Here is a 17312-nt window from a genome sequence, read left to right on the forward strand (position 1 = left end):
TATTACTATACCTTTTTAAAAAATACTGACTGGTACCTGTTCATAAGAGTAACTACCAGCAATGTGAACCCTGTACCAATGATACTGCCCACATACACATCGGCCATAAAATGCACGGCGAGATAGATACGTGAGTAAGCCACCAGCAGCGCACAAACGAATAATAGAAGTCCCCACACCCGGTACCTGGCGGGCAGCAACAGCGCCAGGAAAGTAAAAAATCCGAAAGCACCGCAGGTATGCCCCGAAGGGAAACTATGTTCCATCAACCGTGGCCACTCAGGCAGGCTATGTATCCAGGGGGCCTCGTTAAAATACTTAAGCGGCCTTGGTGCATCTACACTTCTTTTTATCACCTGTGTAATGATGGAGGGCAATACATTACAAAGTATCGCTGCGGTGAAATACCACCAGTTGCGCAGCTTGTTCATACCCAACAATATCAGCAGTACTAATGTAATCACAGCCCCCTCACCCAATAATGTAGCACGATACATGAACACATCCAGGAATGAATTGTGGTGCAGGTTCACAAACTTGAAAATAGCTTCATCACCTTGCCCGGCCAGCAATATACCACCTGCTACCAGCCAGGTACCAAACGGCACCAGGAAGTACGGATTGTATGAAGTATAAGGCTTCTGCATCAGGCTTTCTTTTTGAACAGTCCCGCTATGGCATTCCATATGCGCAGGTACCATTCTTTTGAGAATATCTGTGAGTCGTTCCGAGCCTGTCGGATAAGGATGAAAGCGATCGGCAGTAACATGGCCGTAGCCATCCACATGCCTATCCATGACTCAACAGCCTCGGTACGTGCCAGCTTCTCTCCCGTGATGGACATGATATGAAAGACCACGAAGAACACAATAGCCACCACAAGCGGCATACCCAGTCCGCCCTTACGTATGATAGCCCCTAGCGGCGCTCCGATAAGGAACAACAGGATACAGGCAAACGACAGCGTGAATTTCCTGTGCCATTCTATTTTGTAGGTTGCGTAGTTCATGCGACGTAGTGTCATATCCGATACGGTTACTTCTACCAGGTTCTTACTGCTGCGTGCCTGGCTGTTGGCTTGTTGCAGCACCCTTGTTCTCAGCGTATCGGGCACAAGGGTGATGAACGAAGAATCATATTGAGCAGGCGCCGCTTTTACAGCAGCTACTTTTGCAGGCAGGTCTTCTGTACTGTCTTTTGATGTAATACTCAGGTACGGCGACAGGTAATTGAATATCTTATCCGGCACCTTGGCATAGTAGCGTTCCTGGCTGTCTATCTCAGAACTCAGCTGGCTTACATTCATCATCTGGTAAGCGTTCTTGAACAGGTCCTGGTTGGTACGCTGTATTTTGAACGAGGACAGGTCGAACACCTTATCCCATTGCTTGAAGTTCATCCTTACCTGCTCATAATTCTCCGAGCCGTCCTTATTGGTATATTCTTCATAACGCCAGCCATCTTTCAGCCTGAACACCATATACTGCTTGTCCGGCGACGAAAGCATCTCCCCTTCTTTTGCTAAGGTCACCTTGTCATTGCCCATGCCCGAGCTATGGTCGTAGATAATGACATTCCTGATAGTACGCCCGTCCTTATCCTTCTCACCTACCCTTATCGAGTAGTTATCCATATCCCGGTTGAACTGGCCTGCCTTGATGTTGAACGCGGGCTTGGAGTTGCGCAGGTCGTACAATAAAGACAATGCCCGCAGGTTGGCATAGGGTATCACATTATTGCTGAAAATAAATGCCGCGCCTGCGATGAACACGATAAAAAAGAACAGCGGCCTCATGAACCTGAGCAGCGATATTCCCGCTGATTTGATAGCTACCAGTTCAAAATTCTCCCCAAGGTTACCAAAGGTCATGATAGATGCCAGCACGATACCCAATGGCAATGCCAGCGGCACCAGCGTGGTAGACATGTAGAACAGCAGTTGGATGATCATCCAGGCACCCAGCCCTTTGCCCAGCAGTTCGTCCATATACAGCCAGAAGAACTGCATCACCAGTACGAAAAGGGTAACAAAGAACGTGACGATAAAAGGCCCGATAAAGCTCTTGATGATCAGTATGTCCAGCTTTTTTATCAACAGGTTGAAAATTTGCACAAACCTAATTAAAAACAAGGCTATTTCATTGGATTACATAGCATTATTAACCATTTATTGGGACATTGCAACTTATCGAAGAAAAGTTTACTCACCAGTCTCAGGCTCCATCCACCCGAATGAAAAACCTTTTTCCAGCATATGAGATACTACATAAGGTATACGCCCATATATATGCAGCTTACCGGGAACAACCAATGTGAACATATAAAACAGCAGATGCAGCGATACAATTCCCCACATTACAGCATATGCCATTTTAGGTAAAATGATATGCGTAAAATAAGGCTTCATCAACCGGTATATGGCATACATCACGACTGCATAGAACAGGTAATCCCCTATCCCCTCCATCAGGTACAATTCCAACCCCGGCGCACCATCGTGCAACGGGCCTGTATATGCCAGCGGAAAACCGTGCAGCACCACTTTGGCATGGTCTGCAAACTCTATATACCACCATTGCGACACATACAGCAACAGCAGGTAGGCCACAGGCAATATCATTAACCAGGGAGATCTTTTCACGCCTCCAAATTAGCAAAAAGGGGACTATGAACATAGTCCCCCATTTTACACAGGTGTTTATTTATGCTTACTGTACCAATAATTTCTTAACTGCGAAGCTATTCCTGTAAAAACAATAAATAGTAAAGACAAGGTTACCTGTCGGTTACTGAATTATGAACAGGAAGAAGTAGCAGCCTTTGGCTTGGTGCAAGAGAAACTTCTACCGTATTACTATGGCTGGTTCAACACTTCATTTTTGAAAAAGCCTCATGATAAAATATACAATAGAAAAGACGATAGCTAACGAAACCAACTCAAGAATATAGCTCAGGGAGTCCCAACCTACAAGGTAGGATAGTCCGGCAACAAATGTATAGGGCAAAAATACTATATCGAGTACAATAGAAATATCATACTTTGCCAAAATGTTACCTAAAACAAAGTGAATCAAGGTGATTATTATACTGATCCTTAACGTATTCTTCTTTTGCAATCGTCAGGTTATTAAGTTGATAATTCTCTAAAACACTACCGCCGGTTTGTAGCCGGTAGCTATAAAATAAATTCAGATAATAACTGAGCACAACTAAGTTCTTTCTGCCGTCAATATCTCAATAGACTAAACAAAGATCCATTATTCAACATCAAGCACCCAATATTAGTCTCCCCTTTAGGGGGATAGGGGGACAATCATCCAAACCCTATCCCTGTTAAGCGTAGTCCCCGACTACGTTTAACAGGATGTCAATCCCCTGATTGACGAGATACATATCAAAGATCCATCATCTAAAAATCCAAACACTAATAATCCTTCGGCTCCATACTTACATGTCTTATCCTAAGAATATAAATAGCTTCTTGCGAAACATGATAAGCTATACGAAACCTTGTTATCTCATATGCACGATAACTACCGTCATTATTTCGTCTGAATTTATCTGCGGGATGCCTGTAAGGGTTTTCACACAATTGTCGTATGGATGAAAGTATTCGTTCTTTTACCAGATCTGCATTCTGTGGTGAATCTTTACGGATATAGCTTATCGCTTCTTTCAGATAGTTCCTTGCTTCTTTATCCCAGAATATGGTGCGTAAAGAACTCACCATTGTTCAGCATCTTTCTCTACGTCCCGCTGACTGATATATTCACCAGCCTGCATACGCATCATGGCTGCGTCTATCTCTATATTATATTGTTCTACAGATGTACGGTTCTTTTTGAAAAATGCCTTAATAATACTCAACAGCGACTCCTTTTGTTCACTGTTCAGTTGATCTATAAACATCCTCAATTCATTATCCAATGTCTGCGCCATAACATCTGTTTACTCAAATTTACGAATTACCGGAAACATAACATCGGGCTGATAATTGTTTTCTTTCCCATTTGGCCAGTGTTATCCCTGTTAAGCGTATCCCCGACTACGTTTACAATGATGTCAATCCCCTGATTTACCCAACAGGACCAACATCTAACATACAATATTAGTCTCCCCTTTAAGTGGAATAGCGGGACCATCGTCCAATATCTAAAACACGACCTCATCCCCCTCTGTAATACTCCTCAAATATTCAGGATAAGCCATACCCTCAGGCAGCAACAGCAGGTGGCACCTGCCACGATGGGCTATCTGTTCAGGAGATGTAAGCGGTGCATGTTCTTTCAGGTAATGAGCAGAGTATTGGTTGGCAACACACCAGTCCAGTATCAACCCCGCATTTTTCAGCATCGGCATTTCGGACGGTGCATGCATCTCTACCATAAATACGGTTTGCTGTTTCGCTGCCAGTTCTGTTGCGCCTTTCAGCACATAGCTTTCCGCAGCCTCTACATCTATTTTCACAAGCTCCGGCACCATACCTGTTTCCCGCACCATATCGTCCAGTGTGGTGGTGTCTACCATGTAAAAAGCATTCACGGCTTTGGCACTGTCGGCATGGCTGCCAAACATGCTGCCGGCCGATCCGGTACCCAACGTATAGAACTTTACCTGCTCGCCCTTTTTCTCCCCTGCAAAAGCGTTGATGTAGGTTTTATGCTCACCCAGCCCGTTCCTTTCCAGGTTCTCTTTTGCCTGCTGTAGCGCCAGCGGATTAGGGTCAGCCAGCACTATTTCCTTGCCCGGTTGATCCAGGCAGGCCAGTATGGTCGAGTAGCCCACATTGGCCCCTATATCGTATATTTTATTATATCTGGCCGCTAAAGCATACCACCAGGCATCATCTTTGTCAGTTTTTTTGTTAATAGTACCAACAGAAACTGTTAAAACACGGCCCAGTAACCCAACCTCTTCGTATTGTGTCTTAGTGCCCAGCAGTTTGGTGCGGTAGGCAGATATGATCTTTCTAATCTTCACAAAATCAATGATATAGGGTAAATATACATTATATTCTAAAATGTATCGGCTTTGTGCATCTTTTAATCTGCCATTTTTGGGAATTATATTTTAAGCTGATTATATTAGCAACGATATTGTAATTTGTTAATCCCGATTTAATAAGTAGCGTGGTTTACCCAACTATATGCCATGTTTAACAGTCTTATAGTTTGTAAATCAATTATACCCGTTACTTGCCTATAGCTTTGGCATATAAGATGATACCTGGACAGGCCAGTGAGTTGGAAGAACTCATTAATGGATGCGCTAAGAACGACCGCGCATGCCAGGAGCAGTTATACAAGCTTTTCTATCCAAAGATGATGGGCGTAGTAAGGAGGTATATTGATCATTACGAACAGGCTGAGGAGGTTTTGAACAACGGCTTTTTAAGAGCTTTTCAAAAGATCGACCAGTACACGTTCCAGGGTTCTTTTGAAGGATGGTTAAGGAAAATAGTTTTTCACTCTGTATCAGACTATGTGAAGCAGAATACCCGTTATAATGAAAAGATAATGCTGGTGGAAAAAGATGAGTACGTACATAAAGACCACGCAGATAAGTTGTATTACGAGCAGTTGCTCAAGTTAGTGCACCAGTTGCCCGACGCTACAAGATCTGTTTTCAATATGTACATCATGGAGGGGTTCTCTCACAAAGAGATCGGCAAAATGCTCGGCATCAGCGAGGGCACCTCAAAATGGCACTTATCTGAAGGACGAAGGATATTGAAGGAAAAAATTGAAAAGTTACAATTACATTATAAAAAATAAAATTTTATCCACATGGATAAAAACATGATCAAGATTGACGATTTGCTACGACAGCGCTTAGGCGATGCCGAAGAGCAGGAGCGCGCGGGGGCCTGGGGCAACATGCGCGACCTCCTGGACAAGCAAATGCCGGTGAGTAAGGTTCCAGCTGCCACTAATTGGCGCCGTATGTTCGCATACGTGGCCGGTGTTGCCCTGTTGGCAACATTATCTGTAGGTGGCTACCAGATGTCTCAGTCCTTTAACAGCACAGGTGATGGTGCTGGCGAGCATATAGCTGCCAACCGCAGCAAAACCCCGGCCACCGGCCTGGCGGGCACTGCGGTAGAGAACAGCCTGCCCGATGGCGCTGAAAGCATCAATACTCAGCCTGCCACTGCTCCCGTAGCAGATGTTGCGGACAATGCAGTAACCACTGCTCCTGCCAATACGCATAGCAGCAGTACTACAGCTAACACAGGTACACAGTCTGCCACTACGCATAAAGCAGTGACCAAAGACCACATAGTTGCCGCGGCTAATACAAATGTCGCAGCTACTAATAAACTGAATGCTGCCGATGCTGCTAAAACAGAAGCTCCCGTTGCAAACAACAAAACAGCGGCCTCTGCAGCTACCACTCAACCGGTAGTAGCAAGCAATAGTAACAGTACAACTGCACCTGTAGCAGCAAACAAATCAGCTGCGACAAATAACACAATGAATAACACCCCTGCCAACAACAATGGCCAGGGCATGAATAACGTTGCAAAAACAACAACTAAAAACAATACAAACGATAATAAGAACAATACAAAAGAATCGCCTGTTGAGAAGTTAGCTACTAACAACAGCAAGTCAAATGCTGTAACAACTACACAACCTGATCCTCAATTCAAAGATGTACCGTATCAGAAAACGGTGATCCACGAGAAAACTGCCTCTAATGGCAAAACCGTTAAGGATACCATATTCAACGGTGAGGACATGATGAAAGTAAGAGTGCCCGATGACAGCAAACAGGCACTGGCTATGAACAATGCAGACGATAATAATTCGGGCAGCAACATGATGCCTTCATCAGCAGCACCATCTGCTAAGAATGATGCAGGCAGCCAGGATAGCAACAACGAAAAGCTGGGTCAACACAACCAGAACAGGAATAAGAATAAGAACTTCAACCCCAGCCGCTTTGAAGAGATGGTACACAATGCCAAATTCAGGATGGGTGCGGTTAAATTCTACCCCGGTATAGTAGCAGGTGCCAATGCTGCCTTCAACGGCAACTACGGCTTCCATGCCGGCCTGGCAGGCAACCTCGCGGTAAGTGAGCGCTGGTCTATACTGGCTGAGACCAAGTTCATGTTTAAGTTCAATAACAACCACGTGAACATGCAGGACGATTATATTAATAATGTAGAGCCTACCGTTATCAACGGTCAGTCAGTATACAAATATGACTCTATGGAGCACTACTTCAACTTCAATAGCTATATGGGTGTGGATGTTCCGGTACTGATCACTTATACGAAAGATAAGTTCACCTTTATGGCAGGTGCTGATCTCAGGTACAATTTCGGCATCAACTCTATACAGGAAGTAGAGAAAAAATACTTGTCTGAAAAAGAATACTACAGTACTTCTGAGCCTAAATTCGAAACTGAACCTAATGTACTGCTCAGCGATTTTGGTTCCAGCCTGAACATCGGTCCGATGCTTGGCTTTGGCTACCAGGTGGCCCAGGGCAAGAGGTTAGACTTCAGAATAAGTCAACCTCTATGGAACAATTCGAAAAACAGCGACGGAAGAAAACAAATATTCAAAGAACTGTACGGCAAAACTCAATTCCAGGTTAACCTGACATTTAAGTTGAGCAACAATAAGCCGTATAAAAGAAACAAATAACAGGCAAACGTTGCGAAGATCTGGAACAGCCGCTATGTATTCATAGCGGCTGTTTTCATTTGTTCAGCCGTTTCTTTGCCTAAAAAGTTATCTATCCTATGCTCTACCATATAGATAACAGGCGTAAGCACTAATGCCATCAGTGCCTTGTACGAATAATTCACCAGCCCAATAGCCAGCACTCGCTGCATACTCCAGTCGCGGCCAATATGAAAAGCTATATACAATACCACAAAACTGTCAATGAACTGGGATACCAATGTAGAGCCCGTAGCCCTGAGCCACACCTTCTTACTGCCGGTAACTTTCTTTATTTTATGAAATATCCATACATCCAGCAACTGGCTCACCAGGAAGGCGATAAGGCTACCCACAATGATCCACATGCCCTGCCCGAAAATACTGCTGAAAGTCACCTGCATATCAGGTATACCGGCCTCTTTCTGGCTGCCTACCCAAAATGATTGCTCTGCCGGCACGGCAATAGCCACATAAAACATCACAAAGGCATAACTGATCAGCCCGATGGCGATATATGAAATACGCCGCACAGCTTTGGCCCCGAAATATTCATTCACAATATCGGTCATCACAAACTCAAGCGGCCATAGCAGCACACCACAGGTAAGCGTATAGGTAAGTCCGCTCTCGCCCAGCAATGAGAAGGGAGAAGGCTCTCTGCCTATTAACAGCTCCAGCGAAAAAAGCTTGGTGCCTATACACTCAGCTATCAGGGCGTTGGCTACAAAAAATGAGGTGAGGAAAATGAACAAGCGCGTAGGCTTATCCTTCAGAATGTATTGTATCATATTGATAAGTGAATTTGCTGCACTAAAAATAGGCAGAATAATATGATACAGTAATAAATTTCAGTAATGTGTGTACAGGCAGCTTAAAATATGCTGTCCCAGTCGCTGGTAGCATAGCTGTTGCGTTCCTCCGCCGATGTCATATTGGCTTCATTCTCCAGTTCGTAATAGTTCCATATGGTCTCCAGGCCCTCTTCGGCAAACACACGCTCGCCCAGGCATACAAATCCGTTCTCTTTCAGTACAACCTCATCGGTATGGCCCGGCAATGCCCTGGCACAAACTTTATCCAGCCCCAGGTTCGAGAAGGCCTCATATACCAGGTATTCAATAACATAGTTAGCCCTGTCAGCAAATTCAGGTTGCAACTGGCATACCGTTTCATACAACTCTACATCGGCCAGGTAATGCAATCCTGCAAAACCCAATACATCTTCATAACCATCTTTGATAAAACCGATACCTGTGCCATGTTCTGCTTTATGTGCGCCCAGTAAAGCCGACACCTGCTCTGCAGAAATATTGTTCAATACAGGAAAACGTTGCTGTTGCGTATTCGCCAGCAGGTCCGCCAGCAATACCTTATCCTCAATGTTGAAATGATTCAGCGTCAGATCAATAGCCTTGAAGTCCATATGTATACGTTTTTTTGAAACGGGCTGTAAAGATAGCAAACACCTATGGCATTTTATAATATTTTAACATTTATTATCACGGCATTGTCAAATGATTAACATACAAACGGTTTATATCGTCTTATTGTCATAAGTAAGTATTATTTAACATTTACGTCAAACCATTGGCACGATTTTTACGTTTATATAAGTAAGCAAAAACCTACAGTTATGCGACTAAAAGTATTACTTACCGGCAAAGACAGGTTCGACCATGAGGCCGACGCTGAGTTGCTGCGAGAAAGGGGATTCCTGGTATACAGGTGCAAAGAAACTTCTGTTAATGATATGATAGAAGAACTCCACCCTGATGTACTCATTATCAATCCCATCGACGAAGAGCAGTCAAGCACTCACCTGTACAACAGGTTGCTGGACAATATCAAGTATGCCAAACTACCGCTCATCTACACCTTGCTCGAAGATGATGTCTATTTGGTGAACCGTAAGCGCACTTCGGCCCGCGGCAAACGTAACTTCATCGTCGATAATATCATCGACGGTATAAGGACAGCATTGGGCGGCAACCGCAAAGTGCTGAACAGTTTTAACCTGGGAATGGCTTCCTAACTCTTATCTATCGAATATTTTCCGGGGCCGAGGATGAACATGCCCAGGAATACAAATGCCAGTTCAACGGCATGCGAAGCGCCCGAAATTCCATCTCCCCCATCCAGGTGTTTCATACTCGCTACTATCATAGTTATCAATAACAATAACGCCGCAGGGCGGAATAAAAATCCCAATACTAACAGTATGCCTCCTATGGCTTCGGCAAAAGCAGCCATAAATCCCCAGAAAGTGAAATAACCATCTATTCCGGCCAATGACACTGCATGGCCTATCTTCTCCCACTTTTCAGGCCCGCCCAGCATTTTAGGGTATCCGTGCAGCACCATCATACAGCCAATACCTACGCGCATCACCAAAAGCGCGAAATTCCTGTAGTCCCCAAGTTTACTGAATATTGCCAAAGTATTGATTTTGAACAGGAAAGTTACGAATTACAATAATGTGCTGCAAGGTCATGCTCATTTCTTAACAGCTTGTTATCCACATGCAAAACGGATGTTATCCGGTACCATTTTATTTATCTTATGCATATACACTTTATATATTTGGGCTGAGATAAGATTGAGAACACTAAAGCAAAAACACAATGATCACTCACTTACTGGCACTAAAACTGGCGGCAAAAGCACTCTATGTAGCGGGTGTTGCTGTAAATAAAGAGCTGATAAAGCCTTTAAGGAAGAATATCATACCTGATACTGATATACCTTTCAACAAACCACACATGACAGGCTTTGAGCAAAAGTACATCAATAGTGTACTGTCCTCGGGCAAGCTATGCGGCGACGGTAGCTACACGAAAAAATGCCAGGACCTGTTCGCGGCCATGTACAATGTCAATGATTGCGTACTCACCACTTCATGCAGCGATGCGCTGGAAATGGCTGCCATACTTTTAGATATACAACCGGGCGACGAGGTCATCGTCCCTTCATATACTTTCGTTTCCACTGCCAATGCATTTGTATTGCGTGGCGCCAATGTCATCTTTGCCGACTCGTCTGGCGATCATCCAGGTATTGATGAGAATAGCATCGAGGCACTCATTACCCCTAAAACAAAAGCTATTGTGGTAGTACACTATGCAGGTGTAGCTACCGATATGGATATAGTAATGGACATCGCCCACCGTCATAACCTGTATGTGGTTGAAGATGCCGCACAGGCCGTAGACGCTTATTACAAAGGCCGTGCCCTGGGTACTATCGGTCACCTGGGTACAATGTCCTTCCACGAAACCAAGAACATTGTTTCCGGTGAAGGTGGTATGCTGCTCATCAACGATCCTTGTTTTGCTGAGCGTGCAGAGATCATCAGGGAAAAAGGTACCGACCGTACCAAGTTCCTGCGTGGCGAAGTAGATAAATACGGATGGGTAGATGTTGGTTCTTCTTACCTGCCCAACGAAATGACCGCTGCTTTCCTGTATGCGCAACTGGAACAGGTAGATAAGATACAGAAGAAGAGGCTGGCTATCTGGAACCGCTATTACGAAGAACTGAAAGAACTGGAGATACTGGGCCATGCACGCTTGCAGGTAGTGCCCGAATATGCACAGCACAACGCACACATGTTCTACATAGTACTGCCCGACCACGAAACGCAGGAGAACCTGAGGCAGTATCTTAAATCAATGGGCATAGCGGCCGTATTCCACTACAACCCGCTGCACAGCTCATCTTTCTTTGAAGATAAGCACGACGGCAGGCAACTGCCCAACTGCGACAAATACGACCAATGTCTGCTGCGCCTGCCTATGTATGCCGACATGACCATCGCAGAACAAAAAACGGTCATCAACAAAGTATGGCGCTTTTTCCTGCAAAAGAATTAAACGATCAAAACTTACAGATACAAAGTGCCGGGAATATTTCCCGGCATTTTATTAATGTATACCTCCGTTGGGGGCTATGCATGTTATGTCACAACCGGGGATAAGATATGGCAGGCAGAATGAATAGTAAATCACACAAGGCTACCGGTTATTTAAACAACTCTGGTTAACTTAGTTGATGAGCATATCAGGCTGCAAAGAATACAAATGAAAAATATCGAAACAGAAAGACTGATCTTACGCGAATTTCAGCCGGGTGATGACATAGGGATGTTTACATTGGATTCCGATGCTGAAGTACACAGATATTTAGGCAACAACCCTATTAGTAGTATCGGTCAGGCCCGGGAGGTTATAGAAAATGTACGCAGGCAGTATGAAAAGTATGGTATCGGCAGATGGGCCACTATCGAAAGGTCTTCAGGCGAATTTATCGGGTGGAGTGGATTGAAATTTATCACCACCATTGAAAATGGCCAAACCGATTTTTATGATGTCGGTTATCGTTTTATACCAAAATACTGGGGAAAAGGTTATGCAACTGAAGCAACAAATGCTGTATTGGAATACGCTTTCAACACTATGAACCTGGATGAAGTGATCGGAACCTGCCATGAAGAGAACAAGGCATCAAGACGAGTGTTAGAAAAATGCGGCTTGTGTTATATTGAAAAGTATAAGTGGAAAGACCTTACCTGCGATTGGCTGAAAATAACTAAAGAAGAATGGGAGCAAAGGGCTCCAGTACTATAAGCATCTTCAACTGTGATGGTTGGCTACCGGTTTATAATAGTTTATTTTTTCTTTTTCTTAGATGACTTTGCATGCTTGTTGAATGCCAGGCATAGATCCAGCCAGTAGTTGAGGTCTTTGTTTGACTTTACGGCTTGTTCGTCCACAAATACATAACCCTTCATTGGCTTTCCTGTAAATATCATTTCACGGCATCCCGGCTGCTCAAGAGCTTGTTCATATACATCTGGTCCTATCCTGCACATTAATTCGTCTCTCACAATACCAATACACATTTTGTCGTTCAGCATATAACAGGTACCGCCGAACATGTGCTTTTCTTCAACATTCGGCAATTCAGACATCGCTTCTCTTACTCTGTCATTTAATTTTTCATTGTATGCCATAGTTATTTTTTTACTTCGTGCATCTTGTCAGAATCAGGATTTACAAGATAAAATATATTCACAGGATTATTCTTTCGCTCACATAACAAATCCTGAAAATCCTATAATCCAGCTAATCCTGATTCAGACAAACACACACAACACAATCCCGAAAATCCTGATTCAGACGAATACAAATAACCCAATCCTGAAAATCATTAAATCCCGAAAATCCTGATTCAGACAAACACACACAACACAATCCTGAAAATCCTATAATCCTGAAAATCCTGATTTAGACAAACTACCCCATATTACACCCGGGATTAAATATCTTTTTATACTGCAAACTATTTGCACCGAAGTTTATAAGCAACCCTGTCGTCCTGTCATAAGCCACAACATAATTTTTAGCCTGGGCAATATGCACATCCTCAAGCTGTATCAGAGCTTTTAACTCAACGACAATATCATTTTCTACAATAAAGTCAGCCCTTCTTGTACCAACCTCTATGCCATCATAGTAAATGGGTTGTTCAACCTCTCGCCCAAAATTAAGTCCTGCCTTATCCATTTCAATGGCAAGACAACGCTGATAGATAACTTCCTGAAATCCGTTTCCAAGAGTATTATGCACCTTCATTGCACAACCAATGATCTTATAAGTTATCTCTTCTTCTTGCATCTTGTCTGAATCAGGATTTACAAGATAAAATAAATTCACAGGATTATTCTTTCGCTCACACAACACATCCTGAAAATCCTATAATCCTGAAAATCCTGATTCAGACAAACACACACAACACATCCTGAAAATCCTATAATCCTGAAAATCCTGATTCAGACGAATACACATAACACAATCCCGAAAATCCTATAATCCTGCTAATCCTGATTCATACGAATACACATAACACAATCCCGAAAATCCTATAATCCTGCTAATCCTGATTCAGACGAATACACAACACAATCCCGCTAATCCTGATCCGGACAATTAATTTTGATAAATTAAAATAATTAACGTATTTTTGCTATCATAAACGGATAATAAAAACATTATCCCATCATGTCACCAATCCCTCTCCCTTAAGGGAACAGAGGGGAAAATCTTTCACCATGAAAATAGAGCACGAACTCTTTGCCCACCATTACATCATTACAGGCGACAAAGAAAAAGCCTACCAACTGGCCTATCCGCAGGCGCAGGGCGAAGCACTGAAAATAGCCGCCCGCAGGCTCATCAACACACCACATGTCAGGCAGTATATAGAGCGGGAGTTGACCGCCCTGCGCGAAAAAGTGGTAAAGCAATACCACGACGAGGAACAGCAACGGCTGGAGCAGGAATACGCCACCATGCTGCTGAAACGCAAATGCCTGCGCGATATCATAACCGGCAAAACCAAACAGAAAAAACACTTCAAGTTCAAAGACCGCATAGAAGAAATAGAAGTGGAGCTGAGCCCCTTTGCCATACTGCGGGGCATAGAGCTGGACATGAAGATAGAGCACCAATGGTACGACAGGCAGCGAAAGTATGGTGAGCCACCTGCCGAACAAAAAGCAAACACATCAAAAAGCCATCCTGATGACGACCTTGGCCTGCGAACTGAGATATTCTACGGGCCCGACTACATGCCCGGGCTACGTGCCCAACTGGTACGCGATAACCCGCACCTGGCAGAACAGTACAGGGAAAAAGGCCTCCGCGTGCTGGACTATGTGCCCACCAATGAGCAGCTGGACCAGATGAAAGAAGCTCACGAACGTAAATACAACGAATGGCGCGAGCTGAAAAAGTTTGCCGAAGAACAACTGGACGACGCCGGTTTTGAAACCGACTTCACCAACGACGATACACCCGAACCTCCCTCCGCCCCCACCATGTTCACCCAACAGGAAAACCCACAACCGAACCTGCCGGTCAATGAAAAAACACTCGCCCCGTCTCCCCTTCAGGGGGATAGGGGGAAATCACTCGTACCGGAAGATTCCCCTCTTCGGAGAGCCTGTCCCGCCATAGCGGGAGGTGTAGGAGTGGGTTTTCTCGCGCAGGATAATACACTCGCCCCGTCTCCCCGGAATAAAATCCCGCTTCAGCGGGAGGGCGATAGGGGGAAAACCACCTACTACCACAAAGGCACCCCGCAGGCACAGGCCGAGCGTGAATACCTGCTCAGCAAGGGCGTCAGCCCGGCGGCATTCCCTCAAGATTGTCACCCCCCAAAGCTCACCATCGAAGAGATCATGACCAGGTTGCAGGAAAATTATAACGAAATAAAGGCAGAAGGAGGCGATGCTTTTTTTGAGCGCCCCACCCCTCCACCGATACAAAACGATACAGAATGACACCATTTGTTATGCATCACCCGTCATTCTTATTAGGCAGTTGACCGTTAACTTATTATTTTTGCAAACATTTTAATAAAACCACAAGTATTTCAATCGTAATACATGCACGCAACACTCAGCGAACAGGAAGTAGTAAGAAGGGAGAAACTAAAGGAATTACAGGCTTTGGGCATAGACCCCTACCCTGCACCCGAATACCCCGTAACACACACTGCAAAGCAGATAAAAGAGGGTTATAACGGAGAGAACGGCGAGGACTATAAAGAAGTATGCCTGGCAGGCAGGGTAATGAGCGTGCGCGATATGGGCAAGGCCAATTTTGCCGTGATACAGGACAGCACCGGCCGCATACAGGCTTATGTACGCAGGGACGACATCTGCCCCGGCGAAGACAAGACCATGTACAACACCGTTTGGAAAAAACTGCTGGACATTGGCGATATCATAGGTATAAAAGGGTATGTATTTACCACCAAAACGGGTGAAACATCGGTGCATGTCAGCGAGTTCACCATGCTCACCAAATCGCTGCACCCGCTGCCGATTGTTAAGGAAAAAGACGGTGAACTGTACGATGAGGTTACGGACCTGGAATTCAAATACCGCCAGCGTTATGCCGACCTGATAGTGAACCCCGGTGTTCGCGATACTTTCGTTAAGATAACGAAGATGAAGAATGCCATCCGTAATTTCCTCAACGAGCGTGGTGCGCTGGAGGTAGATACCCCTGTGCTGCAAAGCATCCCCGGCGGTGCGGCGGCAAGGCCCTTCGTTACCCACCACAATGCGCTGGATATGCCTCTATATCTGCGTATCGCCAACGAACTGTACCTGAAAAGGCTCATCGTAGGCGGTTTCGACTGGGTATATGAATACAGCCGCAACTTCCGCAACGAGGGTATGGACCGTACCCACAACCCTGAGTTCACGGTACTGGAGTTCTATGTGGCATATAAGGATTACCTGTGGATGATGGAAACTACCGAGCAGTTGCTGGAGTCTACAGCCATTGCTACCAACGGCAATACAAAAACAACTATAGATGGTACTGAGATAGACTTCAAAGCACCATACAAGCGCATCAGCATATACGATGCCATAAAAGAACATACCGGCATCGACGTTAGCGGCATGAACGAGGACGAACTGCGCGCTACCTGCAAGCAACTGCATATTGAAGTAGATGCTACCATGGGGCGCGGCAAACTGATAGACGAACTGTTCAGCGAAAAATGCGAACACCACTACATACAGCCTACCTTCATCATCGACTACCCGGTAGAAATGAGCCCGCTGACTAAAAAGCACCGCAGCAAGCCGGGCCTGGTAGAGCGTTTCGAGCTCATGATCAACGGTAAAGAAATAGCCAATGCCTACTCCGAGCTTAACGACCCGATAGACCAGCGCGAGCGTTTCGAAGACCAGGTAAAACTGATGGAGCGCGGCGACGACGAAGCTATGTTTATCGACTATGATTTCCTGCGTGCGCTGGAATACGGTATGCCGCCAACATCCGGCATCGGTTTCGGTATAGACAGGCTGGCCATGCTGCTGACAGGCAATACATCGATACAGGATGTACTGCTGTTCCCGCAGATGAGGCCTGAGAAAACAGAAGATTAATAACAATATATAACAACAGCGGGGTTACCTCCCGCTGTTGTACCTTTAATACCATGAAACACTATTCCTCCATACTGCTGATGGCCATTTGCGCATCAGCCTGCGCACAGCCGGCATCATACAAAGACAGTATCAACCAATACAGGCAGCACTATAAAGAAGAGTTCCTTACAGAGGAACGCAGCCCCCTTACCGCGGCCGACACGGGCTTTCTCAGGTTCTTTCCCATAGATGAGCAATATAGGGTTACCGCAAGGCTCACACTCACCCCGGATGCCAAAGCTTTTGACATGCCCACCGCCAGCGGCCAAACCAAACGATACCAACAGTATGGGCTGCTTACCTTCAACATCAACGATACACTGGTAAGCCTGCAGGTGCTCCGCAGTCTCAAACTGCTGAAAGACCCTAAGTATAAAGACCACCTCTTTGTCCCCTTTACAGATGCTACTACATATAATGAGACCTATGGTGGCGGCCGCTACCTCGACCTTTCATTACAGGATGTGCATGACGGCACTATCGAGCTCGATTTCAATAAATGCTACAACCCATGGTGTGCTTTTGCATCAGGTTATTCCTGCCCCATCCCGCCCAAAGAGAACCGCTTGAGCGTGGCCATCCCTGCCGGCGAAATGAATTTCGGGAAAGTGGTGGAGCATTAAGTA

The 17312-nt window shown here is 45.1% G+C and carries 19 protein-coding genes; 8 read left to right on the forward strand and 11 right to left on the reverse strand.

What is annotated here, in order from left to right:
* Window positions 1-5 precede the first annotated feature (5 nt).
* The 6 genes from H6550_12170 to H6550_12195 form a co-directional block, all read right to left on the reverse strand.
* Window positions 6-647 carry a phosphatase PAP2 family protein gene (locus H6550_12170; GenBank protein ID MCB9046878.1) on the reverse strand — a complete coding sequence of 214 codons (642 nt, stop codon included), beginning with the start codon at window positions 645-647 and terminating at the stop codon, window positions 6-8.
* Window positions 647-2092: an LptF/LptG family permease gene (locus tag H6550_12175; GenBank protein MCB9046879.1), complete on the reverse strand. Its 1446-nt coding sequence runs from the start codon at window positions 2090-2092 to the stop codon at window positions 647-649. Before H6550_12175 ends, H6550_12170 begins: the two co-directional genes overlap by 1 nt.
* 108 nt (window positions 2093-2200) lie before the next feature.
* Entirely contained in the window at window positions 2201-2641 is a 441-nt protein-coding gene (locus H6550_12180; GenBank protein ID MCB9046880.1) for a hypothetical protein, read from the reverse strand.
* Between the two features lie 783 nt (window positions 2642-3424).
* Complete coding sequence (locus H6550_12185) at window positions 3425-3730, reverse strand: type II toxin-antitoxin system RelE/ParE family toxin (GenBank protein ID MCB9046881.1); 306 nt, start codon at window positions 3728-3730, stop codon at window positions 3425-3427.
* Window positions 3724-3939 carry a hypothetical protein gene (locus H6550_12190; protein MCB9046882.1) on the reverse strand — a complete coding sequence of 72 codons (216 nt, stop codon included), beginning with the start codon at window positions 3937-3939 and terminating at the stop codon, window positions 3724-3726. The genes H6550_12185 and H6550_12190 overlap by 7 nt, the downstream gene beginning before the upstream one ends.
* 213 nt (window positions 3940-4152) lie before the next feature.
* Window positions 4153-4980, reverse strand: a complete 828-nt coding sequence (locus H6550_12195; GenBank protein MCB9046883.1) for an FkbM family methyltransferase — start codon at window positions 4978-4980, stop codon at window positions 4153-4155.
* Window positions 4981-5195: 215 nt separating this feature from the next.
* Between H6550_12195 and H6550_12200 the strand changes: the two genes are divergently transcribed.
* Together H6550_12200 and H6550_12205 are read left to right on the forward strand one after the other, a co-directional pair.
* Complete coding sequence (locus H6550_12200; GenBank protein MCB9046884.1) at window positions 5196-5774, forward strand: RNA polymerase sigma factor; 579 nt, start codon at window positions 5196-5198, stop codon at window positions 5772-5774.
* A gap of 12 nt (window positions 5775-5786) precedes the next feature.
* Window positions 5787-7658, forward strand: coding sequence for a hypothetical protein (locus tag H6550_12205; GenBank protein MCB9046885.1), 1872 nt, complete (start codon window positions 5787-5789; stop codon window positions 7656-7658).
* Window positions 7659-7690: 32 nt separating this feature from the next.
* Here the strand turns inward: H6550_12205 and H6550_12210 are convergent, their stop codons facing one another.
* Both H6550_12210 and H6550_12215 read right to left on the reverse strand, forming a co-directional pair.
* Window positions 7691-8467, reverse strand: coding sequence for a queuosine precursor transporter (locus tag H6550_12210; protein ID MCB9046886.1), 777 nt, complete (start codon window positions 8465-8467; stop codon window positions 7691-7693).
* Between the two features lie 83 nt (window positions 8468-8550).
* Window positions 8551-9102, reverse strand: a complete 552-nt coding sequence (locus tag H6550_12215; protein ID MCB9046887.1) for a hypothetical protein — start codon at window positions 9100-9102, stop codon at window positions 8551-8553.
* A 210-nt stretch (window positions 9103-9312) separates the two neighbouring features.
* On the opposite strand from H6550_12215, the gene H6550_12220 reads away from it, so the two are divergent.
* A complete protein-coding gene (locus tag H6550_12220; GenBank protein ID MCB9046888.1) occupies window positions 9313-9711 on the forward strand; it encodes a hypothetical protein in 399 nt (132 codons plus the stop codon).
* On the opposite strand, the gene H6550_12225 is transcribed toward H6550_12220, so the two are convergent.
* Window positions 9708-10064 (reverse strand): DoxX family protein, encoded by a 357-nt coding sequence (locus H6550_12225; GenBank protein MCB9046889.1) that lies wholly within the window; start codon window positions 10062-10064, stop codon window positions 9708-9710. The genes H6550_12220 and H6550_12225 overlap by 4 nt on opposite strands.
* 236 nt (window positions 10065-10300) lie before the next feature.
* On the opposite strand from H6550_12225, the gene rffA reads away from it, so the two are divergent.
* Together rffA and H6550_12235 are read left to right on the forward strand one after the other, a co-directional pair.
* The gene (gene rffA, locus H6550_12230) at window positions 10301-11548 is read left to right on the forward strand and encodes a dTDP-4-amino-4,6-dideoxygalactose transaminase (GenBank protein MCB9046890.1); all 1248 of its coding nucleotides are present in this window, start codon (window positions 10301-10303) and stop codon (window positions 11546-11548) included.
* Window positions 11549-11755: 207 nt separating this feature from the next.
* Window positions 11756-12301, forward strand: coding sequence for a GNAT family N-acetyltransferase (locus H6550_12235; GenBank protein ID MCB9046891.1), 546 nt, complete (start codon window positions 11756-11758; stop codon window positions 12299-12301).
* A 41-nt stretch (window positions 12302-12342) separates the two neighbouring features.
* Here H6550_12235 and H6550_12240 read toward each other — a convergent pair whose 3' ends face one another.
* Window positions 12343-12687: a TfoX/Sxy family protein gene (locus H6550_12240; GenBank protein ID MCB9046892.1), complete on the reverse strand. Its 345-nt coding sequence runs from the start codon at window positions 12685-12687 to the stop codon at window positions 12343-12345.
* 283 nt (window positions 12688-12970) lie between these two features.
* A complete protein-coding gene (locus H6550_12245) occupies window positions 12971-13351 on the reverse strand; it encodes a GxxExxY protein (protein MCB9046893.1) in 381 nt (126 codons plus the stop codon).
* Window positions 13352-13785: 434 nt separating this feature from the next.
* On the opposite strand from H6550_12245, the gene H6550_12250 reads away from it, so the two are divergent.
* From H6550_12250 to H6550_12260, 3 genes are all read left to right on the forward strand, one after another.
* The gene (locus H6550_12250) at window positions 13786-15018 is read left to right on the forward strand and encodes a hypothetical protein (GenBank protein ID MCB9046894.1); all 1233 of its coding nucleotides are present in this window, start codon (window positions 13786-13788) and stop codon (window positions 15016-15018) included.
* 105 nt (window positions 15019-15123) lie between these two features.
* A complete protein-coding gene (gene lysS / locus H6550_12255; protein ID MCB9046895.1) occupies window positions 15124-16644 on the forward strand; it encodes a lysine--tRNA ligase in 1521 nt (506 codons plus the stop codon).
* 53 nt (window positions 16645-16697) lie between these two features.
* Window positions 16698-17309, forward strand: a complete 612-nt coding sequence (locus H6550_12260; protein ID MCB9046896.1) for a DUF1684 domain-containing protein — start codon at window positions 16698-16700, stop codon at window positions 17307-17309.
* Window positions 17310-17312: the final 3 nt, after the last annotated feature.

The sequence above is a fragment of the Chitinophagales bacterium genome, from assembly GCA_020636495.1.
Taxonomy (GTDB): domain Bacteria; phylum Bacteroidota; class Bacteroidia; order Chitinophagales; family Chitinophagaceae; genus UBA5543.

Excerpts from the sequence above, each read along its gene's own strand:
- H6550_12170 (MCB9046878.1), bottom strand. The coding sequence starts at position 647 with ATGCAGAAGCCTTATACTTCATACAATCCGTACTTCCTGGTGCCGTTT.
- H6550_12185 (MCB9046881.1), bottom strand. The coding sequence starts at position 3,730 with ATGGTGAGTTCTTTACGCACCATATTCTGGGATAAAGAAGCAAGGAAC.
- H6550_12190 (MCB9046882.1), bottom strand. The coding sequence starts at position 3,939 with ATGGCGCAGACATTGGATAATGAATTGAGGATGTTTATAGATCAACTG.
- H6550_12205 (MCB9046885.1), top strand. The coding sequence starts at position 5,787 with ATGGATAAAAACATGATCAAGATTGACGATTTGCTACGACAGCGCTTA.
- H6550_12210 (MCB9046886.1), bottom strand. The coding sequence starts at position 8,467 with ATGATACAATACATTCTGAAGGATAAGCCTACGCGCTTGTTCATTTTC.
- H6550_12215 (MCB9046887.1), bottom strand. The coding sequence starts at position 9,102 with ATGGACTTCAAGGCTATTGATCTGACGCTGAATCATTTCAACATTGAG.
- H6550_12220 (MCB9046888.1), top strand. The coding sequence starts at position 9,313 with ATGCGACTAAAAGTATTACTTACCGGCAAAGACAGGTTCGACCATGAG.
- H6550_12225 (MCB9046889.1), bottom strand. The coding sequence starts at position 10,064 with ATGCGCGTAGGTATTGGCTGTATGATGGTGCTGCACGGATACCCTAAA.
- rffA (MCB9046890.1), top strand. The coding sequence starts at position 10,301 with ATGATCACTCACTTACTGGCACTAAAACTGGCGGCAAAAGCACTCTAT.
- H6550_12235 (MCB9046891.1), top strand. The coding sequence starts at position 11,756 with ATGAAAAATATCGAAACAGAAAGACTGATCTTACGCGAATTTCAGCCG.
- H6550_12240 (MCB9046892.1), bottom strand. The coding sequence starts at position 12,687 with ATGGCATACAATGAAAAATTAAATGACAGAGTAAGAGAAGCGATGTCT.
- H6550_12245 (MCB9046893.1), bottom strand. The coding sequence starts at position 13,351 with ATGCAAGAAGAAGAGATAACTTATAAGATCATTGGTTGTGCAATGAAG.
- H6550_12250 (MCB9046894.1), top strand. The coding sequence starts at position 13,786 with ATGAAAATAGAGCACGAACTCTTTGCCCACCATTACATCATTACAGGC.
- lysS (MCB9046895.1), top strand. The coding sequence starts at position 15,124 with ATGCACGCAACACTCAGCGAACAGGAAGTAGTAAGAAGGGAGAAACTA.
- H6550_12260 (MCB9046896.1), top strand. The coding sequence starts at position 16,698 with ATGAAACACTATTCCTCCATACTGCTGATGGCCATTTGCGCATCAGCC.